Source organism: Roseibium album (assembly GCF_001404515.1).
Taxonomy (GTDB): Bacteria; Pseudomonadota; Alphaproteobacteria; order Rhizobiales; family Stappiaceae; genus Roseibium; species Roseibium album.
This window is the reverse complement of the sequence record NZ_CXWE01000003.1, coordinates 577,981-601,999: the sequence shown is the minus strand read 5'-3', so window position 1 is coordinate 601,999 and position 24,019 is coordinate 577,981. Positions and strand designations below refer to the sequence as shown.

General features: G+C 56.7%; 26 protein-coding genes. 10 read left to right on the top strand and 16 right to left on the bottom strand.

Annotated features, from left to right (window positions below; all coding sequences use genetic code 11):
• The first annotated feature begins 50 nt into the window (after window positions 1–50).
• Complete coding sequence (gene rimM / locus LA5095_RS12300) at window positions 51–608, top strand: ribosome maturation factor RimM (RefSeq protein WP_055115244.1); 558 nt, start codon at window positions 51–53, stop codon at window positions 606–608.
• Here rimM and LA5095_RS12295 read toward each other — a convergent pair.
• Window positions 554–1,081 (bottom strand): VanZ family protein, encoded by a 528-nt coding sequence (locus LA5095_RS12295; RefSeq protein WP_055115241.1) that lies wholly within the window; start codon window positions 1,079–1,081, stop codon window positions 554–556. The two genes, rimM and LA5095_RS12295, sit on opposite strands and share 55 nt — an antisense overlap.
• Window positions 1,082–1,204: 123 nt before the next feature.
• On the opposite strand from LA5095_RS12295, the gene trmD reads away from it, so the two are divergent.
• Window positions 1,205–1,915, top strand: coding sequence for a tRNA (guanosine(37)-N1)-methyltransferase TrmD (gene trmD / locus LA5095_RS12290; RefSeq protein ID WP_055115239.1), 711 nt, complete (start codon window positions 1,205–1,207; stop codon window positions 1,913–1,915).
• Here trmD and LA5095_RS12285 read toward each other — a convergent pair.
• A complete protein-coding gene (locus LA5095_RS12285) occupies window positions 1,912–3,063 on the bottom strand; it encodes a helix-turn-helix transcriptional regulator (protein WP_144435968.1) in 1,152 nt (383 codons plus the stop codon). The genes trmD and LA5095_RS12285 overlap by 4 nt on opposite strands.
• A 566-nt stretch (window positions 3,064–3,629) precedes the next feature.
• Here LA5095_RS12285 and rplS point away from each other — a divergent pair.
• The 4 genes from rplS to LA5095_RS12265 all read left to right on the top strand — a co-directional run bounded on the left by rplS (window position 3,630) and on the right by LA5095_RS12265 (window position 8,146).
• Complete coding sequence (rplS, locus tag LA5095_RS12280) at window positions 3,630–4,100, top strand: 50S ribosomal protein L19 (RefSeq protein ID WP_055115235.1); 471 nt, start codon at window positions 3,630–3,632, stop codon at window positions 4,098–4,100.
• A gap of 246 nt (window positions 4,101–4,346) precedes the next feature.
• Window positions 4,347–5,759, top strand: coding sequence for a 3-isopropylmalate dehydratase large subunit (leuC, locus tag LA5095_RS12275; protein WP_055115669.1), 1,413 nt, complete (start codon window positions 4,347–4,349; stop codon window positions 5,757–5,759).
• Between the two features lie 301 nt (window positions 5,760–6,060).
• Window positions 6,061–6,618 (top strand): HNH endonuclease, encoded by a 558-nt coding sequence (locus tag LA5095_RS12270; RefSeq protein ID WP_029060721.1) that lies wholly within the window; start codon window positions 6,061–6,063, stop codon window positions 6,616–6,618.
• Between the two features lie 166 nt (window positions 6,619–6,784).
• Window positions 6,785–8,146, top strand: coding sequence for a TadE/TadG family type IV pilus assembly protein (locus tag LA5095_RS12265; RefSeq protein ID WP_082442512.1), 1,362 nt, complete (start codon window positions 6,785–6,787; stop codon window positions 8,144–8,146).
• A 64-nt stretch (window positions 8,147–8,210) separates the two neighbouring features.
• Here LA5095_RS12265 and acs read toward each other — a convergent pair whose 3' ends face one another.
• The 12 genes from acs to LA5095_RS12205 form a co-directional block, all read right to left on the bottom strand.
• Window positions 8,211–10,148 (bottom strand): acetate--CoA ligase, encoded by a 1,938-nt coding sequence (gene acs, locus LA5095_RS12260; RefSeq protein WP_055115232.1) that lies wholly within the window; start codon window positions 10,146–10,148, stop codon window positions 8,211–8,213.
• A 201-nt stretch (window positions 10,149–10,349) separates the two neighbouring features.
• Window positions 10,350–10,751, bottom strand: a complete 402-nt coding sequence (locus tag LA5095_RS12255) for a DUF1761 domain-containing protein (RefSeq protein ID WP_055115230.1) — start codon at window positions 10,749–10,751, stop codon at window positions 10,350–10,352.
• Window positions 10,752–10,832: 81 nt separating this feature from the next.
• The gene (ureG, locus tag LA5095_RS12250) at window positions 10,833–11,465 is read right to left on the bottom strand and encodes an urease accessory protein UreG (RefSeq protein ID WP_055115228.1); all 633 of its coding nucleotides are present in this window, start codon (window positions 11,463–11,465) and stop codon (window positions 10,833–10,835) included.
• A complete protein-coding gene (locus tag LA5095_RS12245) occupies window positions 11,462–12,247 on the bottom strand; it encodes an urease accessory protein UreF (protein ID WP_306360055.1) in 786 nt (261 codons plus the stop codon). The genes ureG and LA5095_RS12245 overlap by 4 nt, the downstream gene beginning before the upstream one ends.
• Window positions 12,168–12,674, bottom strand: a complete 507-nt coding sequence (locus tag LA5095_RS12240; RefSeq protein ID WP_055115224.1) for an urease accessory protein UreE — start codon at window positions 12,672–12,674, stop codon at window positions 12,168–12,170. Before LA5095_RS12240 ends, LA5095_RS12245 begins: the two co-directional genes overlap by 80 nt.
• Window positions 12,671–13,276: a glutathione S-transferase family protein gene (locus LA5095_RS12235; protein WP_055115222.1), complete on the bottom strand. Its 606-nt coding sequence runs from the start codon at window positions 13,274–13,276 to the stop codon at window positions 12,671–12,673. Before LA5095_RS12235 ends, LA5095_RS12240 begins: the two co-directional genes overlap by 4 nt.
• 131 nt (window positions 13,277–13,407) lie before the next feature.
• Entirely contained in the window at window positions 13,408–15,120 is a 1,713-nt protein-coding gene (gene ureC, locus LA5095_RS12230; protein WP_055115220.1) for an urease subunit alpha, read from the bottom strand.
• 18 nt (window positions 15,121–15,138) lie between these two features.
• Entirely contained in the window at window positions 15,139–15,552 is a 414-nt protein-coding gene (locus LA5095_RS12225; RefSeq protein WP_055115218.1) for a lysozyme inhibitor LprI family protein, read from the bottom strand.
• Entirely contained in the window at window positions 15,552–15,977 is a 426-nt protein-coding gene (locus LA5095_RS12220) for a lysozyme inhibitor LprI family protein (protein ID WP_082442511.1), read from the bottom strand. The genes LA5095_RS12225 and LA5095_RS12220 overlap by 1 nt, the downstream gene beginning before the upstream one ends.
• On the bottom strand, window positions 15,977–16,282 hold the full coding sequence (locus tag LA5095_RS12215) for an urease subunit beta (protein ID WP_055115216.1): 306 nt from the start codon (window positions 16,280–16,282) through the stop codon (window positions 15,977–15,979). Before LA5095_RS12215 ends, LA5095_RS12220 begins: the two co-directional genes overlap by 1 nt.
• Before the next feature lie 28 nt (window positions 16,283–16,310).
• Window positions 16,311–16,613, bottom strand: coding sequence for an urease subunit gamma (locus LA5095_RS12210; RefSeq protein WP_055115215.1), 303 nt, complete (start codon window positions 16,611–16,613; stop codon window positions 16,311–16,313).
• Between the two features lie 16 nt (window positions 16,614–16,629).
• The gene (locus LA5095_RS12205) at window positions 16,630–17,484 is read right to left on the bottom strand and encodes an urease accessory protein UreD (protein ID WP_055115665.1); all 855 of its coding nucleotides are present in this window, start codon (window positions 17,482–17,484) and stop codon (window positions 16,630–16,632) included.
• A 371-nt stretch (window positions 17,485–17,855) separates the two neighbouring features.
• Between LA5095_RS12205 and LA5095_RS12200 the strand changes: the two genes are divergently transcribed.
• The 3 genes from LA5095_RS12200 to LA5095_RS12190 all read left to right on the top strand — a co-directional run bounded on the left by LA5095_RS12200 (window position 17,856) and on the right by LA5095_RS12190 (window position 21,090).
• Window positions 17,856–19,247 carry a D-alanyl-D-alanine carboxypeptidase family protein gene (locus tag LA5095_RS12200; RefSeq protein ID WP_208992649.1) on the top strand — a complete coding sequence of 464 codons (1,392 nt, stop codon included), beginning with the start codon at window positions 17,856–17,858 and terminating at the stop codon, window positions 19,245–19,247.
• A gap of 193 nt (window positions 19,248–19,440) precedes the next feature.
• Entirely contained in the window at window positions 19,441–19,734 is a 294-nt protein-coding gene (locus tag LA5095_RS12195; RefSeq protein ID WP_208992648.1) for a hypothetical protein, read from the top strand.
• 144 nt (window positions 19,735–19,878) lie between these two features.
• Window positions 19,879–21,090 (top strand): CobW family GTP-binding protein, encoded by a 1,212-nt coding sequence (locus tag LA5095_RS12190; protein WP_055115211.1) that lies wholly within the window; start codon window positions 19,879–19,881, stop codon window positions 21,088–21,090.
• Between the two features lie 177 nt (window positions 21,091–21,267).
• Here LA5095_RS12190 and LA5095_RS12185 read toward each other — a convergent pair whose 3' ends face one another.
• Window positions 21,268–21,885, bottom strand: a complete 618-nt coding sequence (locus LA5095_RS12185; RefSeq protein WP_055115209.1) for an FMN-dependent NADH-azoreductase — start codon at window positions 21,883–21,885, stop codon at window positions 21,268–21,270.
• A gap of 144 nt (window positions 21,886–22,029) precedes the next feature.
• Here LA5095_RS12185 and LA5095_RS12180 point away from each other — a divergent pair, with 144 nt between their 5' ends.
• Entirely contained in the window at window positions 22,030–22,653 is a 624-nt protein-coding gene (locus tag LA5095_RS12180; protein ID WP_055115207.1) for a CGNR zinc finger domain-containing protein, read from the top strand.
• A gap of 14 nt (window positions 22,654–22,667) precedes the next feature.
• Here the strand turns inward: LA5095_RS12180 and ftsY are convergent, their stop codons facing one another.
• A complete protein-coding gene (gene ftsY, locus LA5095_RS12175; protein WP_055115206.1) occupies window positions 22,668–23,996 on the bottom strand; it encodes a signal recognition particle-docking protein FtsY in 1,329 nt (442 codons plus the stop codon).
• Window positions 23,997–24,019 lie beyond the last annotated feature (23 nt).

Here is a 24,019-nt window from a genome sequence, read left to right as displayed (position 1 = left end):
CCAATATTTGAAAGAGACGGCGCCGGTATACATCAAAGGCCCATGCTGACATGAGTTCAACAGACAGTCAGAAAGTCCTGATGGCCAAGATCGGTGCCGCTCACGGCATCCGCGGGGAAGTGCGGGTCAAGCCTTATGGTGACGACCCGCTCTCTTTCACCGACTACGGCGTGCTGATCTCCAAGGACGGATCAAGGTCCTTCGAGGTTGAAAAAGCGCGAGTGCAGAAGACGGTCGTGATCACCAAGTTCAAGCAGGTGAAGGACCGGAACCAGGCGGAAGAACTGAACGGCGTCGAACTCTATGTCGACCGTGACCGGTTTCCCGATCCTGATGAAGACGAATTCTACTATTCCGACCTCAACGGCCTGAGCGTCATCGACCAGAGCGGTGCACAACTGGGGAAAATCGTTGCGGTTCAGGATTTCGGCGCCGGCGATCTTCTGGAGATCAGGCCGAAGCGAGGCAGGACATTCTACATCCCGTTCACGAAGGAATTCGTGCCTGAGGTCGCTATGGCGGAAGGGTTTGTGAAAGCGGACTTGCCTGACGACTACTTTTCCGAAGACGCGCCAGGATCGTCTGACGAGGATTCTCCGGAAAAATAACGCACTGGGACGGGCTCCAGGCCCATGCGGTTGAGGTTCAGGTTTTCCTCGGTGTCATGGTCATCAACCGCCTGACTGACCTCGGACCGCAACAATGCGATCAGCGCGACGATCAAGGCTACCCCGATGCCGTTTGCGACCGTGTCAGCTATCGACATTTCATGATGCGGCAGAAAGCCTTGCACGACTTCACCCGCAATTCCCATCGTGAACGCAACGACCGCTGAAATTCGCAGACGGCAACAGAACAGCGCGTGAATGGAGAGTGTCAGCAGGGCGAAGAAACCAATATGGATCACCTTGTCATAAGGATGACCAACGCCTGTTTTGAAAACCATGCCAACCAGAATGCCGAATGTCATCAGCGAAACCAGCGGTACTATCCGGCTCAGCGAAATGTCGAGATAGTGCTGTTCAACCCGCCTCTGAATCACGGCGGGAAGCTTGAAACGCAAAACTGGAAACTGAAACACGGCAATGGACCTGATTGAAACGCTCTTGCCAGCATGACCGGTGGGCCTTAATCAGATCTTTCCGTGCCGTTATTGTCCGGTGGACAGGCGGAACTTTCGAATTTCAGGGTTAATGGTCACTTGATGCCCTTTAAAGCCACGATCCTCTCGCTCTATCCGGACATGTTTCCAGGACCGCTTGGCCACAGCTTGTCGGGGCGGGCGCTCGCCAGGGCGCTTTGGGCTCTCGAGACGGTCCAGATCCGGGATTTTGCCACGGACAAGCATCGAAGCGTTGACGACACGCCTGCCGGTGGCGGCGCCGGGATGGTGTTGCGGGCAGACATACTCGCAATGGCAGTCGATGCAGCGGCGCCTGCCGGTGATCCGCGTCCTCGGCTTTTGATGAGCCCTCGCGGTCGCCCGTTCACGCAGGAACGGGCACATGAGCTTGCGTCCGGTCCGGGCGCCATTATTGTCTGCGGCAGGTTTGAGGGTGTTGACCAGCGGGTCATCGATTCCCGGGAACTTGAGGAGGTTTCCGTCGGCGACTATATCCTGTCAGGTGGCGAGGTCGCGGCGATCACGATGCTGGACGCCATCATCAGGCTTATCCCGGGCGTCATGGGCAATATCGAAAGTGCGGATACGGAGAGTTTCGAGACCGGATTGCTGGAACATCCGCATTACACCCGTCCGGCCGCCTTCGAGAACATGCCGATTCCGGATGTTCTGACATCCGGTAACCACCAGAAAATTCACGAATGGCGGATGGCAGAGGCCGAGCGCCTGACCCGTGAACGGCGTCCGGATCTCTGGGAATCCTATATGGCGGACGAAGACGACGTGGACTAGGTCCTGTCCGAAGCCTGGTCTCCCAGTTTTGCAAGGAGCTGCGTGCCGCGCCGGACGATATCGGCCTGTGAATGGGCACCGGTTTTCGACGTCGCGCTCGCCAGATGATTTCTTGCCGTATTATACGAAATCTGCAAGTTTTCCGCTGCCTGTTTCAGCGAGACACCAAGGATCAGCTGTTGAACCAGCAGCGCTTCCCGATCCGTCAAACCGAATGCAGTCGAGAGTATTTTTTCAGATGATTTGGGGACATCGTCCGGATCGAACACCGTGACGAGCAGAGGAAGCCTTGGCGCCAGAAAAGGTGCAAGCCCCGGGTGAAGCTGGTCTTTGTGCTGGATAGGCAAGACGAAAAAGAAGGGACCTGGGTGCCCGTTGTCCATCAGGGGTATTGGCCCGACTGGCATGGATAATCCTGACGCTTTTGCGAGAGCCGCCTGAAGAGCGGATTGTATTTGAGGCCTGCGCGCGCCCAGACGGACAGTCCGGTCGATAAACAACGCTTTGCCGGTTGTCAGCACTTTGTCGGCCTGTCGGTTGAAATGCAGAATTCTGCCGTCGGGTTCAACAACCAGAGCGGCCGTCGGAATCTGATCCAGCCAGAATTGCGGGTTGGCGGGTTCAGCGTCCCGTTTTGCAAGTTCCAAGAGCAGCCCGAAGGCATTTTGCAGATGCGGCCTGAGAAAGCCGAAAAGACTTCGGACATGTTCCTCTTCTTTCCGGCCCATTCTTCTGGGCAGGTTGGCGGCCACGAACGCGGAATCCTCGCCTTCGCGATGCAGTATCACGCCAAAGGCACGATTGATTTCGCCGTGATCCTTCAGGAATTCATCGTAAAAATCGGTGTTCTCGACATCGGCGGTGGAAATGAAATCCCCCGTGAAAACCACATCCGAAGGATCGCATTGCAACGCAATTGGTGGAAACGGATTTGGCGAGACGGCATGGTTTAGCCGGAACTCGGCGTCTTCGCCGTGATTGAACATGGCGCAGTCGTAAACCTTGTTCCGGTAGACGCATTGGGCCTGATAAGAAATTGGCAGATCCGGATAAGTGGTTGCAAGATCCGAAAGCACACCAGTAAGCCCCTCGTCGAGCAAAGCAGCCGAGTAGATTTTGTGCAGTAAACTGGAGTGATCGTTTACCAAGTGACGAATCCTGTTGCTTGCAACTTGAGATTTAACCGATATCAATTAACGTTATTTTATAGATATCGTAAATGCCATCGTGACAATTTTTTTCAAATGTGCTATAAGAATGTTATTGCAACCAAAATTGTTTTGTCAGTTGTGAAGAACTGGTGAAATGGGGAAAGAATTACTTTAGGCAATGCTAGGCATCAGCAGCGGCACTTGTGCCGCTGCTTTTGTTGTTATTGGCTGCCTCGTATTTGTCTGTATAAATGGCGCTCTCATAGCCACGTCGGCGTAAAGCTCTTGAATTTATTCTCCGAAATTCGATGCGAAGCTTGCAAGCCGGTATATTCAGACGAACAAAAACAACATGACAAACTCCGGATTTTGCTATATACGCCCGCGAAAGCTGGGTGATGGCGCGTTCAATTTCTGTTGAACGACCTGCAGGGCGGAACCGGTTTCGGTTCAATCCCGTTAATCCCGGTTGATATGCAACATGGCCCAAAGCTGGTGAACACGTTTCCGGCCTTTACCGGAAAACGCTCTGACCGCTTTGTAATTGAAAAGGGAAATATGCCATGAACATAATCGAGCAGCTCAATGCTGAGGAAATGGCGAAGATCGAAGCTCAACGCAAGCTTCCCGAATTTTCACCAGGTGACACGGTTCGCGTTAACGTAAAGGTCACCGAAGGTAGCCGTACCCGTACACAGGCTTATGAAGGTGTCTGCATTGCCCGTTCCGGCGGCGGCATCAACGAGAGCTTCACGGTTCGCAAGATCTCCTATGGCGAAGGCGTTGAACGAGTCTTCCCGATCTTTTCCCCGATGCTCGAGGGTGTTGAAGTTGTCCGCCGCGGCAAGGTTCGCCGCGCGAAACTCTACTACCTTCGTGATCGCCGCGGTAAGTCCGCCCGGATCACCGAAAACACCAATGTTCGCTCCAAGCGCCTCAACGAGGAAGCGCGCGCGGAAGCTGCCGCTGTCAAGGTTGCCAAGGCGGAAGCCAAGAAGGCCCAGCAGGAAGCTGCAGAGAGCGCTGCTGAATAAGCCGAGTTGGCGAATACGATTGAAAGGCGGTCCCTGCGACCGCCTTTTTTGTATGAAATCATGGCAATCAATCTCAGTTGAATTCAGCTCAACCCGCCAGAACTTGACCTTGAGGCGTGGCTGCGCCATTCACTAGCCAGAATTTTGCAACAATCCTTGCTGCACCTGTCAGCGAAGGAAGACGATGCCGGAAGCAGGTGCCGGGACGCAGGCGCAACTGGAACCGGCGTGAATGAGGAGAGACCCATGGCGAAGGCTCGCACGCTTTACGACAAGATCTGGGACGACCACGTGGTCGACATGCAGCCGGACGGAACCGGCCTGCTCTACATAGACCGTCACCTGGTGCATGAAGTCACCAGCCCGCAGGCCTTCGAAGGACTGCGGATGCATGGCCGCAAGGTGCGCAGCCCGCAGAAGACCCTGGCCGTCGTCGACCATAACGTTCCGACAACCGACCGGCGCGACGGGATCGACGATCCGGAGTCCGCATTGCAGGTGGATACTCTTGCCAAGAACGCAGCCGAATTCGGAGTTGAATACTATTCCGAACTGGATATGCGCCAGGGTGTCGTTCATATCGTCGGTCCGGAACAGGGCTTTACGCTGCCTGGAATGACCATTGTCTGCGGCGACAGCCACACGTCCACGCACGGTGCGTTCGGATCACTTGCACACGGCATCGGAACGTCCGAGGTCGAGCATGTCCTTGCGACCCAGACCCTGATCCAGAAAAAAGCCAAGAACATGCTGGTCAAGGTCAATGGTGATGTGCCGGAAGGTGTCACCGCAAAGGACATCGTTCTGGCAATCATCGGCAAGATCGGTACCGCAGGCGGGACGGGCTACGTCATCGAATATTCGGGTGATGCGATCCGGTCGCTGTCCATGGAAGGACGGATGACCGTCTGTAACATGTCGATCGAAGCCGGCGCACGCGCCGGACTTATCGCTCCGGACGAGATCACCTTTGAATACGTCAAGGGCCGTCCGAAGGCTCCAAAGGGCGAAGCCTGGGATATGGCGATGGCCTACTGGCATACGCTGCATTCGGACGCGGATGCCTATTTCGACAAGATTGTCGAGCTGGACGCCGCAAACCTGCCGCCGATCGTTTCCTGGGGCTCCTCTCCGGAAGATGTGGTTTCAGTGGAAGGCGTTGTGCCGGATCCAGAGCAGATCGAGGATGAAAACCGACGCGACTCCAAGAAGCGCGCACTGGACTACATGGGTCTTGAGCCGGGCACAAAAATCACCGACATCAAGATCGATCGTGCATTCATCGGTTCGTGCACCAACGGTCGAATCGAAGACCTGCGTGCGGCCGCGGCTGTCATCGGGAACCACAAAGTGGCGGCGCATGTCGACGCCATGGTGGTTCCGGGCTCAGGTCTCGTGAAGGAACAGGCTGAGGAAGAAGGCCTTGATGTGATCTTCAAGGAAGCCGGATTTGACTGGCGTGAACCTGGATGCTCCATGTGCCTGGCAATGAATGCCGACAAGCTTAAGCCTGGTGAGCGCTGCGCTTCAACTTCGAACCGGAATTTCGAGGGCAGGCAAGGACATAAGGGCCGTACCCACCTTGTTTCACCGGCTATGGCTGCCGCAGCGGCGATCGCCGGTCATTTCGTTGATATTCGCAACTGGACGGTGAATTGATTCGTATCCGCGCCAATCAAGAATTCCGGCAATTCAAAGGGCGTCTTCGGGCGCCCTTTTTCGTGGAGCACGTAAATCTGTCGACATAACGCAGGTGCAATTGATATCAGGCAACTGATTCATAGATTTAAGAAAAATCCTTTGCCAGAAAAAGCCTTTCAACAACCTCAATCAGAAATGACTTTGACGGGCTTCACAAGACTGTCACCTCGGCACTACAATACTCCTGTCACAAAAGGACATGTTCCGCTGTCCGATTGACCGGGCGCAGGACATTCCGAGCAGGTGTGAGGAGCGGAAGGTGACAATAGCGGTTTCGTCTGGAGCCCATCCGGCGTTGGTGCTCAATGCGGACTACCGGCCTTTGAGTTACTATCCATTGTCTTTGTGGTCGTGGCAGGACACCATAAAGGCGGTGTTCCTGGATCGGGTCAACATAGTTGCAGAGTATGATGCGGCGGTCCGAAGTCCGAGCTTCGAATTCCGATTGCCTAGCGTTGTCTCGCTCAAGACTTTTGTGAAACCAAGCCGTTACCCCGCATTTACCCGCTTCAACGTCTTTCTCCGCGATAAATTTCAGTGCCAGTATTGCAGCTCCAAATACGAACTGACCTTCGATCACCTCATTCCCCGTTCAAAAGGTGGCCTGACGACCTGGGAGAATGTGATCACCGCCTGCTCACCCTGTAACCTGCGCAAATCCAACAAGTCCTGCGAACAGTTGAACATGTGGCCGATGCACATGCCCTTTCGGCCGACCATCCAGGATCTGCACAACAATGGCAGGGGTTTTCCGCCAAACTACCTGCACGAGAGCTGGATGGATTTCCTGTATTGGGATACAGAACTCGAACCGTAGAGCGCATTGTGTTCGGTTGACCGGAAAGCAAATCTGCCTTGTCCGCGCATTCACATTGTCTTTTTATTCAGTTGCGTTAAGACTTATTTTACCCGTTTTAAAGGGTTCATTTAAGAATTTAGGTACTTTTCTGTAATAACTGTCTCATGAGAGCTGTGAGGCAGTCATGTTAAAGCAACCTATTCTTTCTATCCGGAACCTGGCCGTTCGTTTGCGCAGCGAACGGGAGGGAGCGATTATCCCGATCTTCGGGATCATGTTGGTCATCATCATCGTGATGGCCGGTGCCGCGGTCGACGTATCGCGGGTCGTGAACGCGCGCGAAAAACTTTCCTACGCGCTCGACGCTGCGGCGCTTGCCGCCGCGACGCAATTGTCGACCCAGGCCTTGACCGACGCGGAAATCCAGAAAGTCATCACGGATTCCTTCAAGGGAAATATGTCAGACGCCGATTTCCTCGACGAAGCGATCGATAACCTGTCCTTCGTTGTCGACAGCGAAAACGGTCGGGTTACCGTCACATCGGCGGCGACCATGGACAACATGTTCATCGATTTCGGTGGTTACGGCAAACAAGCCTTCGGGCCGGAAACGTTCACGTTCGGTACCAACTCACAGGTAACCTTTTCCCGGTTCGACATTGAAATGGCAATGGTGGTTGATGTGACCGGTTCCATGGGCTGGGCACTCTCCGATCTCAAAGACGCAGCAGAATCGGTGGTCAATATCCTTATCCCGGACGGTTCGACCGAAAGCAAGGTCAAGATCTCGCTGGTGCCTTACAGTGTCGGTGTCAACATGGACAGCTACGCTTCGGCAGCGACCAATGGGTATAGTACAAGATGTGCTACGGAGCGGACTGGCGGCGAACAGTACACAGATGCAAGCTATACCGTTGAACCGCTCGGGAACGGGTCTGGAACCTACCGGGCCGCGGAGTGCTCCGATTCCGTGCTGCAACCGCTGACGGACGACCGGTCCACGTTAATGACCGCGATAGGCGATCTCGAAACGGACGGCTATACAGCCGGTCATACTGGCATTGGTGTCGGCTGGTACACACTTTCCCCCAACTGGAAAGATCTCTGGCCGACGGAATCAGCGCCAGCCGAATACTCGAATACCGAAGTGTTGAAGTTTGCCCTGATCATGACCGACGGGGCCTTCAATACACGCTACGAGAAAGTAACCTGGACGAAGACTCAATGCCAAAATTACGAGTATAAAGGCGTCAGGTATGACGGAACTTGCCTGGACGGGACGAATGATTACTGGGTCGAGAAACGGAGCTCGGGCTATTCGGGAAAATCCTCACAGCGGGCCCTTTCTCTTTGTAGCGCAATGAAAAACGCCGGTGTCACGATTTATACGGTCTATTTCGGGACTGCGACGACTTCGAGTCAGGCCCGGGTAATGAGAGAGTGCGCCGATCCGGACAAGTACTATGTCGCAACGTCCGCAGACGATCTGATTGCCGCCTTCTCCAACATTGCGAAGAAAATCCAGCAGGTTTACCTGTCGCAATAACGATAGGTGAGGACAAGAGAAAAGCCCGCCGATCGGCGGGCTTTTTTGTTGGGGATTTGTCAGGTCAACCGCGGTTCTGACGATTGTCAATCAGATCGTCGACAACGGCCGGATCGGCCAGTGTCGATGTGTCGCCAAGATTGTCGAAGCTGTCCTCGGCGATCTTGCGCAGAATGCGGCGCATGATCTTGCCTGAACGTGTTTTCGGCAGGCCTGGAGAGAACTGAATCAGGTCTGGAGACGCGATCGGTCCGATTTCCGCGCGCACGTGCCTGACCAGTTCCTTTTTCAATTCGTCCGTCGGTTCCTCGCCTTCCATCAGCGTGACATAAGCGTAGATGCCCTGCCCCTTGATATCGTGCGGATAGCCGACAACGGCAGCCTCGGAAACTTTCGGATGTGCGACAAGCGCGCTTTCGACTTCCGCTGTGCCCATGCGATGACCGGAAACGTTGATGACATCGTCCACCCGCCCGGTGATCCAGTAGTAACCGTCGTCGTCGCGCCGACAGCCGTCGCCGGTGAAGTAAAGCCCCTTGTAAGTGGCAAAATAGGTCTGGACGAAGCGTTCATGGTCGCCATAGACCGTCCGCATCTGACCTGGCCAGCTATCCTTGATGACAAGGTTGCCTTCCGTCGCACCTTCCTGGAACTTGCCTTCCGCATCGACGATGGCAGGCTGAACCCCGAAGAAAGGCCTTGTTGCAGAACCTGGCTTCAGCGCCGTCGCACCTGGAAGCGGCGTGATGAGGATGCCGCCGGTCTCCGTCTGCCACCAGGTATCGACGATCGGGCAACGGCCTTCGCCAACGACATTATGGTACCAGGTCCAGGCTTCAGGGTTGATCGGCTCGCCAACGGATCCAAGCAGGCGCAATGATTTGCGCGAGGTCTTGGTGACATGGTCGTCGCCCGCACCCATCAGCGCACGGATTGCTGTCGGAGCCGTGTAGAAGATATTGACGTTGTGCTTGTCGCAGACTTCCCAGAACCGGCCCGGTCCCGGATAGGTCGGGACGCCTTCAAACATCAGTGTGGTCGCCCCGTTGGCCAGCGGACCGTAGACAATGTAACTGTGTCCGGTCACCCAGCCCACATCCGCGGTACACCAGTAGACATCACCCTCATGATAGTCGAAGACGTATTCATGGGTCATGGAGGCGTAAACAAGGTAGCCGCCGGTCGTGTGCAGTACACCTTTCGGCTGGCCGGTCGACCCGGACGTGTAGAGGATGAACAGCGGATCTTCCGCGTTCATTTCCACCGGTTCGCACTGGTCGGATACACGTGCCGCCTCTTCATGGTACCAGACATCACGTCCGTCCTGCATGGAGATGTCGCCGCCCGTACGCCTGACCACGATCACGGACTTGACGGGAGCCTTCTCGGCCGCCCTGTCGACATTGGCTTTCAACGGCACCTTGCGCCCACCGCGAAGCCCTTCGTCAGCGGTGACGATACAGTCCGATTTGCAGCCGTCGATGCGCTGGGCGAGACTGTCCGGTGAAAAGCCGCCGAAAACAATGGAATGAACAGCGCCGATGCGGGCGCAGGCCAGCATCGCGTAAGCCGCCTCCGGGATCATCGGCATGTAGATGGTGACGCGATCGCCCTTCTTCACGCCCTGCCCGTGCAGGACGTTGGCAAACCTGTTCACTTCCCGGGAGAGTTCGTTGTACGTGATGACCTTGTGCTCGCCCGGATCATCACCTTCCCAGATGATCGCCGGTTGATCGCCGCGCTTTTCCAGATGCCGGTCGACACAATTGGCCGCGACATTGAGCGTTCCGTCCTCGAACCATTTGATCGAGACGTTGTGATAGTCATACGAGGTGTTCTTGACCTTCGAGTAAGGCTTGATCCAGTCGACCCGTTTGCCGTGCTCACCCCAGAAGCCGTCAGGATCTTCCACGGAGCGCTCATACATCTCCAGATACTTGGCATTGTCGACATGCGCCCGTGCGGCTACCTCCGCAGGAACGGGAAAAACAGAGTCAGACATTATTGAGAACCTCCCGAAACCGAAATTGGCCGGCTTTGGATCTATTCCCCCCAGAAGCCGACTTTATTTTCCGGGTGCCATTATGCGTATGGCCCCCTTGGGCGTCCAGAACCAAACTTTAGTCCTTTAGTCGCCGAGTCCTTGGTCTAATGCGTTCAAATACGTAGTGAATTACGACAGGCACCGTCGGCGGCAAGGCCTTCAGGATCCGAACCAACCTATTACAATGCCCTGCACCAGAATGACACCCAGCCAGTGCCCGCCATCGATAAAAGTCAGGCTCCACGGCTTTCCCTGGAACCGATGGTTGATGATTTGCGTTGTCATGATGATGCCAACCCAGATCATCAGTGCGGAAATAATCCCGGCGCGGATTGTTGTTTCACCCGTGTGGTAGACGATTCCCGCAAAGACGAATGCCATCACGATCTGACAGACAAATGTAAGCCCGAGTGTCACGGGATCCGGTTTCGTCTGCTCTTCCGTCAGGCTGGCCGCCTTCATCCAGGCCTTGCCAAGCACGCCGTACCAGACCGACCCGAAGATGAAGGATGCAATGGCCGCTGCAGCCACGGCAATCAGGTTCACGCCGTCAAACATCATGGGTCCGCCCTCCGTACTTTTCCGAGGGCAGGTTGGTCGTAAACGCCAAAAAGATCAAGCAAGGCGTTGTTCCGGAACGGACTAGTTTCTGCCTGTCCGGGCCTCCAGGCCGCCTCTTTCAACAACAAAACTGACCACCGGGGCGAGTCCGTCACCGGCCTTCATGTTTGCAAAGACAAATGGCCTGCTCTTGCGCATCCTTGATGCATCCCTGTCCATGACGTCAAGATCCGCTCCGACATGGGGTGCAAGGTCGGTCTTGTTGATGACAAGAAGATCCGACCTGGTAATGCCCGGGCCACCCTTTCGCGGGATTTCCTCGCCTGCCGCCACGTCGATGACGTAGATCGTCAGATCGGCGAGTTCCGGGGAGAAGGTAGCTGCGAGATTATCGCCGCCGGATTCGATCAGAACCAGATCAAGGTCCGGTATCGCCCTGGTCAGATCATCAATTGCGGCGAGGTTGATCGATGCGTCCTCGCGGATGGCGGTGTGTGGGCATCCCCCGGTTTCGACACCGCGAATCCGGTCGCTTGTGAGAGCCTGGGAGCGCATCAGGGCTTCGGCATCCTCTCGTGTGTAGATGTCGTTGGTAATGACGGCGAGCGAATAGTCATCGCGCATTGCCTTGCAAAGGTGATCGGTCAGGGTGGTTTTGCCGGAGCCGACCGGGCCACCAATGCCGACACGCAGGGGACCGTTTTGAAAACTCATGAGCGGAACAACCTCGAATACTGGATTTCATGTGCCATGGAGGCGATGTCTGCGAAAAAGGCGGAACTGCCGAGATCGTCCAGTCCCGAACGGAGTGCGGTCTCGGAAACTTCAAAAACAACCGGCTCCAGACCGGCGATCGTTCTTTGTCCGTCATTCTGCCCGATGGGAACTGCGCGGATGGCCGCGGAAACGATATTGGCGACGAAAGCCTGAAGAAAGGACGTCGCTGCCGCCTTGACCGGGATGGCGTGCGCTGCACAGACGAGACCGAACGCGACGGGATAGGGCCAGGGATCATGGTCGGCGGCGACCAGGTCCCGAAACAGTTTTCCAGCCGTTGTACCGGCGTCCGGAGGCCAGCTTTTCGCAACCGTCTGCATGAAGGCCGTGCCTTGCGCGCTGGTTTCCAGATGCCTTTCACGGGAGGGTTGGAGGGCAAGTCCAAGTTCCCGCAATTCAATCACCAACGACGCATCCCCCTCCTGGCCGGCCAGGAGCGTTTCCTTCAGGAGGATCGCATCGTTCCGTCCAGCGCCATATCGCAAGATACCGGAGAGCCAGTCTTCGAGTTCTGCGGCGTCCTTCACCCCGCCCTGTTCGATCACCTTTTCCAGTCCGTGGCTGTAACTGAACGCCCCGACGGGAAAGGCCGGAGAAAGGAAGGTCATCAGACGGTAGAGCGCTGCAGGTGAAACGATGTCATTCATGGGCGGATGTTTGCCCGCCGTGGTGATGGTGCCCGTGACCGTGCCCATGAACGTGGCCTTCGGTGCGGCCATGACCATAGGCGCCCCCTTCCGGGTCGAATGCGGCGCTTACAGGTGTCAGCCGTCCTCCGAGCCTGGACACCATTTCCTCAATGACGTGGTCTCGTCGGATCCGCAGCGTTTCGCCAAGCAACTGGGTCGGCAGGTGCCGGTTGCCGAGATGCCACGCGATCCTCACGAGATGGGCAATATCCCCGGCTTCGATTTCGACAAGGTCTTCCGGCTCGGCCAGTACTTCGACTATCCGCCCGTCCTCCAGTTCGAGGCCGTCACCGTGGTGAAGGTGAACCGCGCTGGGCTGGTCGAGCAGGAACGTGAGGCCGCCCGCACCCGTCAGAACCGCCCGCCGGCGGTATCTGTCATCCAGGTCGAGGGTGACCCGGTCCACAGGGTCACCTTGCCAGTCCCGGGTGCGATGAATAGCCAGAACCCGGATCATTGTGCCGCTTCAACCTTTGCCATCATTGACTTGAAGGCAGGGCGCTCCCTGAGGCGCTTCAGGTATTCGTGAACCGGTCCTTCCTTCGGCAGGTCGAATTTGGCGAAAACCGCCCAACCCGAACAATGACCGATTATGATGTCCGCGATCGTGAATGTCTCGCCCATCACGTAAGGACCAGCGCCAAGCCGCTGCTCGAGGACTTCCAGACCGCGCTGGAATTCCATCCTGCAGACATCCTTGACTGCAGGGACACGGATTTCCTCCGGCAGGATGAACGTGTTTTTTGCGGCCGTCCAAAGGGCTCCTTCCAGAACATCCACTCCGAACTGGGTGAAGCTATCCTGGCGCGCACGCTCAAGGGTTCCGGGAGGAAAGGTAAACTGGCCGTGCTTGTCGGCAAGGTAGGTGCAGATCGCGACGGATTCGGTGATGGCGCTGTCGCCGTCGACCAGGATCGGCACCTTGCCACTCGGGTTGAGTGCCCGGGCGGCATCGGATTGCGGCATTGCCGGATCCACCTCGTAGGCTTCGCCCAACTCCTCCAGCAACCACATGACACGCATCGCGCGCGTGCGCGGAAATCCGACGATCTTGTACATTCCTTTGCCTCTCCCATTTTCGATCCGGCCCCCTGGTTTCACCAAGGTGTTTTGGGTCTAATCCTGTTTTCTTCAGCTTAAGTGCATTTCAGGCCAATCCTGATTTTGGCTCCTTCAGCAGTGCATCGGGTTCAGAACAGGAAATAGCGCTGTGCCATCGGCAGGACATCTGCAGGTTCACAGGTTAGCAATTCGCCGTTGGCCCGGACTTCGTAGGTTTCGGGATGAACGTCGATATCGGGCGTCGCATCGTTGAGGACCATGGACTTCTTGCTGATACCGCCGCGCACGTTCTTGACGGGCAGGACGAGGCTGTCCAGACCGGCCTTTTCCGCAACGCCCGTGTCGTAGGCTGCCTGGGAAACGAATGTCACGCGACTTTCGGTCATTGCCTTGCCGAAAGCGCCGAACATAGGCCGGTAGTGCACCGGTTGCGGTGTCGGAATGGATGCGTTCGGATCACCCATGGGTGCGGCTGCGATCGTACCCAGTTTCAGAACCATGTCAGGCTTGACGCCGAAGAATTTCGGATCCCAGAGCACCAGGTCCGCGAGCTTGCCGATCTCGACCGATCCGACATGCTGGTCAAGACCATGTGCGATCGCGGGATTGATGGTCATCTTGGCCATGTAGCGCCTGACGCGGAAATTGTCGTTTTCGCCGGCCTCTTCCGGCAGACGGCCCCGTTGAACCTTCATTTTGTGCGCGGTCTGCAGGGTTCGGATAATCACCTCTCCGACACGGCCCATAGCCTGGCTGTCCGAAGCAATGATCGAAAAGGCACCCATGTCGTGGAGAATGTCCTCGGCCGCGATCGTTTCCTTGCGGATACGGCTCTCGGCAAAGGCAACGTCTTCAGGGATCGAACTGTCCAGATGGTGACAGACCATCAGCATGTCGAGATGTTCTTCAAGCGTGTTGACCGTGTAGGGCCGGGTCGGGTTGGTCGATGACGGCAGAACATTCATCTCGCCGCAGACCTTGATTATATCCGGAGCGTGGCCACCGCCGGCGCCCTCGGTGTGGAAGGCATGGATCGTGCGGTTCCTGAAGGCCGCGGTGGTGTTTTCAACAAAGCCGGACTCGTTCAGCGTGTCGGTGTGGATCATCACCTGGACGTCATATTCGTCCGCGACCGAAAGACAGGTATCGATGGCAGCCGGTGTCGTGCCCCAGTCCTCGTGCAGCTTCAAGGCGGCGGCACCGGCCATGATCTGTTCTTCAAGTGCCGCGGGCAAGGATGCGTTGCCCTTGCCAGCAAAGGCGAGGTTCATCGGAAAACTGTCCGCCGATTGCAGCATCCTGGTGATATGCCAGGGCCCTGGCGTGCAGGTTGTGGCGTTTGTGCCGGTCGCTGGTCCCGTACCGCCCCCCAGCATGGTCGTCACACCTGACATCAGGGCTTCTTCGATCTGCTGCGGACAGATGAAATGGATGTGAACGTCGAGCGCCCCGGCGGTCAGGATCTTGCCCTCCCCGGCTATGGCTTCCGTCCCGGGCCCGACGACGATGTCGACATCCGGCTGAACATCCGGGTTGCCCGCCTTGCCGATACCGACAATGCGGCCATCCTTCAGCCCGACATCAGCCTTGACGATACCCCAGTGGTCCACGATCAGCGCGTTTGTGATCACCGTGTCGACAGCGCCGGCGCTGCGCGGTGCCTGTGACTGGCCCATACCGTCACGGATCACCTTGCCACCGCCGAATTTCACTTCCTCGCCATAGGTGGTGAAATCCTTTTCGACTTCGATGACGAGATCGGTATCGGCAAGACGCAGCCTGTCACCGGTTGTCGGTCCGTACATGTCCGCATACGCGGCGCGCGGCATCCTGTAAGCCATGTTTGCTCCTGTCGGCGATCAGTTGCCGTAGTCTTCGAGAGTTGCTGCCAAATCGTCGGCGCGATGCATGGTCATGACAATCATGCAGTTTCGATATAGATCGTTGCCGCGCGTTCCGGCCTTGAAGGGAAAGCTGTACGCCCTGCAGTCCTTTTCCCGAAACGTGAGCCAGGCCGCTTGTGCTTCTTCGAGCGCAGCGGGACTGCCTTTCAGGTGCTCCGGCAATACGTCGTCCATCGCAACAACCTTGGCTTTGAGCGTTTCATAAGCCGCTTCCATGGTTGCGTTGGCGTCCTTCAGGGCTTTTTCCGCACAATATGTGCGTTCGTTATTGTTCAGCGGATACCCGCAATCGACGTTTTCCTGAGCCCGGAGCCCAGAAGCCGCCAGGAAAACCGAGGTCGCAAAAATGGCTGAAATCAGGTAGCGCATCAATTTCCAAGACCCCCGGCAAGTTCGTTGAGTTCGGTCACGCGCGTTCTGGTCAGCTGAGCCCGGCACACGTAAATGAGTTGAGGTTCAAGTGTGCCTCCCCGCGCGAGGAAGCCGTAAGCGGCGCAAGCCTTGTCGCGATAGGGAACCCAGGCGCGCTGGGCGTCCCGCAAGGCCTCGGTGGCACCTTTGAGGCTGTCCGGCAGATAACCGTCCATTTCGCGCATTTTTTCCATGGCGACCTTGTAGACGGTGTTCAGTTCCGCATCTGCCGCTTGCCAATCCCGCTCGGCACAAAGGGTCATTTCCATCTGGCTCACCGGGTTGTCGCAATTGACGGTGTTCTGCGCACTTGCCGGCGAAAAGGGGAGAAACGTAAGGACAAACCCAAGCAAGAGCCTCCGGAACGATATGCATTGGCGCATCAGAGCTTGCCCATGACTTTTTGATTGAACCCGTACACCGTCCGCTCGCCGCGATAAGGAACCAGCGTGACGGATCTGGTTTGGCCGGGTTCGAAGCGGACGGCCGTTCCGGCAGGGATGTCGAGACGCATGCCTCTGGCCAGGTCACGATCGAATGACAGCCCTTCGTTTGTTTCTGCAAAATGGTAGTGACTGCCGACCTGAACCGGCCGGTCGCCTGTGTTGGAAACGTCCAGCTCGACGGTTTCCAGCCCGGCGTTCAGCTCGATTTCACCATCAGCAGGGAAGACTTCACCTGGTATCATTGCTAACTCCCAAAATAGAGCATGACTATCAGCGGATCGGTTCGTGTACCGTGACGAGTTTCGTACCGTCTGGAAACGTCGCTTCCACCTGTACATCATGGATCATTTCGGCAATGCCTTCCATCACCTGTTCGCGGGACAGGATTTTCGCTCCGGCCGCCATGAGATCGGCAACGGATCGGCCATCCCGCGCACCTTCCACGACGAAGTCCGTAATCAAGGCAATCGCTTCGGGATGATTGAGTTTGACGCCTCGCTCCAGGCGCCGCCGGGCAACCATGGCAGCCATTGAAATGAGCAGCTTGTCCTTCTCGCGCGGAGTCAGGTTCATCGATCAGTTCTCCAGATTAGCAATGCCAGACGCGTGGCAGATCGGCCGAGCGGTAATCGGTCAGGAAGGACACCAGCGTGTTCCGTAAGATGCGGCTGTCATCGGATACAAATCGAACCGTCAGCAAGCCGTTCCAGGCGCTGGCGGCTGCGTGAATTGCGTGATTTCCAGACGCCTCGAGGCAGGACCGAGCGAGCGAAAGCCTGTCTTCAGCGTCTGTTGTGCAGTCCAGGAAGGTTGCGATCGTGCGGTCACCCCCTGTGGCTGCCTGACCGCCCAGAAATTTCCCCGGATCGCCATCGAAGCGGATGTCATCTGCAAACACCAGTTTGCCGCCCCGTCTGATCCGCCACCTGTCCCTGAACCAAACCTTTTCAACCGTTTCGCGCATGGCTCTCCGCCCCAGCACGAGGGTCTCCAGCAGCAGCAATCTGCCCTCGGGTGCCAAGTCTGCGCTGATCGAACGGGAAAGGCTGGATCTGTCGAACAGGATGGTTTCCTGCGGCAGCCATTCCAGGGTCGCGTCATCGCCAACCTTGAGTGACGTTGTCACTTTTGCGGAGCCGGAATTGCTGCGATAGGCGCGTTCCGCGGTCTGACTGGTCACAATCGCGTGTGTGGCGTCATCCACTGCAACGTCATAGGTCAAGGCATCACCGCCGGTGAGGCCACCGGCCGTGTTGATCAAAACAGCCGTGTCTGCGCCGTCGTAAACCTTTGGCAAGCGGATCTTGGCGGAACCCTGCTGGTAAAGGTCAGCAAGCCGGGTCCTGCCGCCAGCTCCGGTGAAGCGGATGCGCGCAGAGCCATTGACCCGCTGCAACCTCGTGTCCTGCGGACCCAAATCTGATGCCGTGGCAGCACCATACATACCGTTTCCGTCCCCTTGGCGTTTCGCCGGCAATATGCCATCGGCCAACTGAATTTTCCGAGGGCCGGTCAATTCCTGGCGCTTCCCCCGCTGTGTTTTCAAACTCCTAGCAAAGGCCGGGCCAAAAATCTTTGTTCCTGCCGGATACCGGGACCAATGCGGAAAGTGCGCGATTTTGCGCTGATCGGAAAGGACATTCCGATCCGGTTGACTAAAAATAAGGCGCTTGCACAAATCATCATCATTTTTACGGCTTCATGAGGGGGTTGCCCTCAGCGAAATGTTCCGGTTTTTTAGTGGCACAGCAAAAAGGCAAGCAGTCCTTAACCTGTGTGCGTTTTCTTAAGCGGTGTGACCAGCGAGGGATACACGTGTTTTCAAGCACAATTGGCCGCCTGATAATTTCAATGCTTGTGGTGTTCGGCTTTGTTGCCGGCCTCACCAGCCAGCCTGCACGGGCGGATATCGGCGCGTTCATTCTTATCGATGCGAAAACTGGCAAGGTTCTGGAACAGAAGAACGCGACGCGGAAGTGGTACCCTGCCTCCCTGACAAAGATGATGACAGCCTATGTGACGTTCAAGGCGATCCGGGAAGGCCGTGCGACGCTTAATTCTGCGGTTGTCCAGTCGAAAAACTCGTTGTCCGAACCGCCAAGCAAGATGGGTTTCAAGGTCGGTACGCGTTTCACCATCGACACGGCGCTGAAGATTATCCTCATCAAGTCGGCAAACGATGTTGCAGTGGCGCTTGGGGAAGCCATTGCAGGATCTGAATCCGGTTTCATTTCGATGATGAATGCCGAAGCCAGGCGTCTGGGCATGAGCAACACACGATTCACCAATCCACATGGATTGCCGGACAATGGACAGATCACCACCGCACGGGATATGGCGATCCTCGCAATGGCCCTTCGGCGCGACTTTCCGGAATCCAGGGACTTTTACAAGTATCCCGGCGTTCGGTTCGGAAAGAAGACGTTGCGTTCGGCGAACAGGGAGTTTCTGCTTCGGGTGCCGGGCGCGAATGGCATGAAGACCGGGTATATCTGCAATTCCGGATACAATGTTGCCGCTTCCGTTACGCGGCGCGGTCGGACGCTGATCGCCGTGATTCTCGGAGCCGGGTCCGGTCTGGAAAGAACGGCCTTTGCACGGCAGCTTTTCGACAAGGGTTTCAAGAAGCGCCGCGGCGGCAAGACGGTGGCCAGCCTGACCGGTTCGTCCGGAAATCCTCCGGCCAACGGATATTGCCGGCGGAACCGGAGCCCGGGAGCAAAGGCCTACATGGCCCGATTCGACATGAAGAACGAGCCTTCCGGGGGCTTCCTGTTTTTCCGGAGCGCGGATGACAAGCAGCTGAAGAAAGTCGATGAAAGCGGATTCACGCTGGCGAATGGAAAGCCGGACTGGGCGAAAATCCTGGACCGGACGCTCGGTCCGCGCAAGATAGCTTACCGTCCGCTGCAGGTCGGGCTCGGAAAACCGACCGGATCTCCAAAAGCGTCCGCATCTGCCGGCGGGACACAAATTCCGGCAAGTGATGTTCCGACGCCGGTAGCGAACCCCGTTCGCAGGGCCCAGATGGAAATTCGAGCGAAGATGCAAAAAACGGCGGAAGTCGGCTCTTCCGGCGCGATTTCACAGGCTGCCGTTGCTGTGCAACCGGTGGAACAGAAGGCTCAGGCGGCGGCGCCGGGTTCGATTTTCCGCAAGGGACTGGATTTTACGGTTCCAGTTCCGGCACCCAGTCCGCGCAAGTAGACACTCTTTCAGGAAACTTCCTGCTGAAACCGGGTGGTTGTCGGATCAACGATTAACCGTTTATTTACGCTACTGCTTAACACTGAGGTAAGAATTAGTCCGACAGTGGCGATCGGCTGCGGGATTTTCAGTGGCACCCGTGGGGGTACATTGTTCCTGGAGCGAGCCGACGCAATTCAGATCAAGAGATCACATGATGATTGAACCGAGATCCACTGCCACCATCCGCGCTCTGGCCAGCCTCGCGGAGCTGTCCGCTGATCAGCTTGAGGAAGGTGCCTCGATCGAAGAAGTCATTGCGACGCTTCGCAAGGCAGCTGAAGCAGTCCGTCACGTCATTGATACAGATGAAGCTGACGACGCGGAATTCGAGGACATTGATCTCGTTCAGGATCTCACTCCGATGGACCTTGCCGTTGAGCGTTCGGAAAACAACGAAGAGATCGAAGAAACCGAAGCCGAAGAACCGGTTCTCAACGCCGGCTAGGTAATAATATTACCCTTTCCCTTTGACGATCCCACGGAAACAATGGTAGCGGTGCGGCCTGAACTGCTTCCAGGCCCTGGAGTGCGCGTCAGCTGGTGCTGACAGCGCATCAAACGGCCGGTGTTTCGATTGGAGACGCGTTTCATGGTTTCCCAGGAGGCCCGCAGGGAGCCTGGCCGAAAAGGGCCGAAGCCCCCTATTCCCCTGTCTGTTCTGACGGGATTTCTCGGATCGGGAAAGACCACGCTCCTGAACCGGATCCTGAAGGATCCGGCCATGGCGGACACGGCCGTCATCATCAATGAATTCGGTGAGATCGGGCTCGATCACCTCTTCGTCGACCAGACCGGGGACGGCATCATCGAGCTTTCATCCGGATGCCTGTGCTGCACGATCCGCGGCGACCTTGTGACCACGCTGGAAAATCTGTTGCGTCATCTGGACAATGGCCGCAAGGACCGGCTCACTAGGGTCCTGATCGAAACCACCGGACTCGCGGATCCCGCGCCGATCCTGCATACGGTGATGCTGCATCCCTATCTGGTCATGCGCTATCGGCTCGACAGCGTGATCACGCTGGTGGATGCGGTCAACGGATTTTCCACGCTTCTGGAACATGAAGAAGCGCGCAAGCAGGCAGCTGTTGCCGACAGGATCGTGTTCACCAAGACGGACCTGCTGCAAACACCGGCTGCACGAGCGGAATTCGAAAAGCTGAAACACCGACTTGGTACGTTGAATCCGGGTGCATTGCGGCTGGATGCGCAATCTGATGAGGTGCAGCCGAGCAAGCTTTTCGATGCCGGCCTCTATGACCCGAACAGCAAAATTCCGGATGTGGCAACCTGGCTGAACGAAGAGGCCTATGCGGCCAACACGCAAGGTCATGCCCCTTCTCATGGTCATCATCATGACGGCCACCATCACGGGCATCACCACGACCACGACCACGACCATGACGTGAACCGGCATAGCGAGGCGATCCGCGCCTTCACGCTTGCAACCGATCGTCCCGTGTCCACATCGGCCCTCGAAATGTTTCTTGATTTGCTGCGATCGGCACACGGGCCGAAGCTCCTGCGCGTGAAAGGCATCGTGCACTTGGCGGAAGACCCCGACCGGCCGGTGGTCATACACGGTGTGCAGCATGTGTTTCATCCGCCGACGACCCTGGAAGACTGGCCGGATGACGACAGACGTACGCGCATGGTCTTCATCACGAAAGATCTTCCGGAAGGATTTGTCCGCAAGATGTTCGAGGCGTTTTCCGGTGCGTTGCTTCCAGACACGCCCGACGCGAAGTCCATGACGGACAATCCGCTTGCAATTTCCGGATTTACCAGTCCGGTGCGCTAGGCTGTCTGCCCATCGGGCCGGCGACGTGAACGGATGCTTCGTGGGCGCTGTTCCAACGACAATCGTCCGAAACTGAATTCGGGCGATGCCCTGGTCACCCGTTGAAGCCGGTACAATCCAGATTGGCAACAGCTGCCTGTGTCGGCTGCTGTTGCCCACTAATCGGAAGAGGCTCGATCAGGCAGCGGCCTTAGCGCGCGCGAGGGCCTTGTCGAGATCGCCTTCGGGATCCGTCGTCAGAAGGCTTGGTTGGTGCCGCGTGGTGACAACCTGCTCTATTCCGACGAGACCGAACCACCAATCCATATAGGCCGAATGAAAATCCTCGCCATATTTCCTGTCGGCACCCGGCGCAAACACTCCCGAACTGTAGAATACATGCGCGATCTTGTTTTCCAGCAGGCCAAAATACCCACGTTCCGGTTCGAATCCGAATAGCAAACCCGGTTGGGTTATGATGTCTATATAGTGCTTCAGCTTGTACGGAACGCCACCGTTCCACATAGGCACGTTGAAGACATATTCGTCCGCTGAAACAAACTTTTGGGTAATGTCGACTACCTGTTCCCAAGCGTTTCTACCCACCTCGTCCATCTCTCCGACCCCGAAGAAAGATAGTTTGGCGGCGTTCTTGTCACCATCGAATTCCGGCAGGTTCTCGCTCCAGAGGTTCAGGGTTTCGATTTGGATTTCAGGCTGTTTTTGTTTGCGTTCTTCAAGATAGGAACGCGCCAGCAGCGCGGATTGCGATTTGGCGCCGCGTGGCGATGCGTTGATATGCAGGATTTTTGACACCTTTGAACACTCCTCGACATTAATCGTCCCGGCTCAAGCCGGACAACCATCTAAATACATGTTTGACGGTTACATACAATCTGAGTAACCATCAAAATATACGTTTGAAGGTTTCAATTCCGCGTGAGGAAACAAGGAAATCACTTGGCCGACCCGACAAAACCTGCACCAATCCTGATTGCTGATCATCCGGCTCTCGATTTTCTGAATACAGTGGGTGCGCCGTACGGATCAGAAATCGAGTGGCTCGAAAGCGGACGGGGCCTGGTGTCCTGGATGACGGCTGCAGGGATTCTGAGTGTCTCCCGGGCAACGGAAATCTCCGGAAGGATCCCTGCAAGGGAGCTCGACGCTGCGGCCGATGGAGCGCGGCAGTTACGAGAATGGTTTCGAAATCTTCTCACCCGGCATGGCAATCAGCTTGAATGGCGGTTGGAGGACGATCAGATCGAAACCATCAATCGCATTCTCATGGCAGGAGCGCACAGGTTCCGGCTACAGTTCGACCCACAGGGAGAACGGCGACTTGAGCTTGCCGGACAGTATGAAATCGACACAGCGGAAGACCTGCTGCTTCCAATCGCGCATGCAATTGCAGACCTGATGACGGAAATGGATCGCTTGCTCGTCAGGCAATGCGCAGGACCCAACTGTACATTCTGGTTCAACGACCTGACGAAAAACAGGAAACGCCGCTGGTGCGACATGAAGGTCTGCGGCAATCGCGCCAAGTCAGCCGCCTTCCGGGAGCGCAGGAAGGAGGTCTGAAGGACGCAAGAATCTCAGGCAAGTCCCGCGATTGCGCTGGCAAAATCCTTCGCCGAAAACGGTTCCAGATCTTCCACACCTTCGCCAACCCCAATGAAATGCACCGGTAACCCGTGTTTGGCTGCTATCGCTACCAGGATACCGCCGCGGGCGGTCCCGTCTAGTTTGGTCATGACTAGCCCGGTGACGCCGGCGACCTTGCCGAAGATTTCCACCTGATTCAGCGCGTTTTGACCGGTTGTGGCATCAAGCGTCAGGATGACCGAGTGCGGGGCGTCGGGATCGTGCTTCTTGATGACACGGATCACCTTTTCAAGCTCGTCCATCAATTCAGCCCTGTTCTGAAGGCGGCCGGCCGTGTCGATCAGAAGAACGTCGACCTGTTTTTCCCGCGCTTCCTTCATGGCGTCGAAAGCGAGGCCGGCCGCATCGGCACCGGTGTCACGGGAAATGACGTCGGCGCCGGTGCGCTCACCCCAGATCCTGAGCTGTTCGACGGCCGCAGCACGGAACGTGTCACCTGCGGCGAGCATTACCTGCTTGCCCTCAGAACGCAGTTTCTGGGACAGTTTACCGATTGTCGTTGTCTTGCCGGTCCCATTGACTCCCACCATCAGCACCACGTGCGGTTTCTTTCCCGTGTCGAGGTTGAGTGGATGGGCGACCGGTTCAAGAACCTTTTCAACTTCTTCAGACAGGATCGCCCGGACTTCTTCCGGCGAGATTTCCTTGTTGTAGCGCCCGTCCGACAACCGGTCGGTGATCGCCATGGCGGTGTCCACGCCAAGATCTGCCTGGATCAGGATATCTTCCAGTTCCTCCAGCATGGAGGCGTCCAGCTTCCGCTTGGTGAAGATGGAGGTGATGCCCTCCGTGAGCGAAGAGGAGGACCGGGCAAGACCCTTTTTCAGCCGCTGGAACCACGAAGTCTTGGGCTCTTCCAATGCGGCAGACGGTTCTGCCGGCGTGACCTCCGGCTGAATGTCTTCCGAAACTGTTTCTCCGCCCTCGGATGTTTCGCCGGCTTCCAGATCCGGGGCAACATCAGTCGAAACGAAGTCATCTGACGGTATTGGGGTTTGTTTGGCTGAAAACTCCTCAACGATCCCCGGCCCTGTTTCGATCCTGAAGGTTTCAATAGGCTCGTTCAGCGATGCAACCGGTCTGACTTCCATTTCGACCGAGAGTTCGGGCGCATCCTCGCTATCCGGCAAATCCTTCGTGGCAGGTTCCGCTGCTTGCGCGTCTTCCCCTGTCTTTTCAACCAGGTCTTCAGTCTGCTCTTCAGGCGTTTCCTTGCCGCCGAAAAGCCGCCCCAGGAATCCGCGTTTTTTCTCGCTCATGAAACCGCCTTAAATGTTTCCCG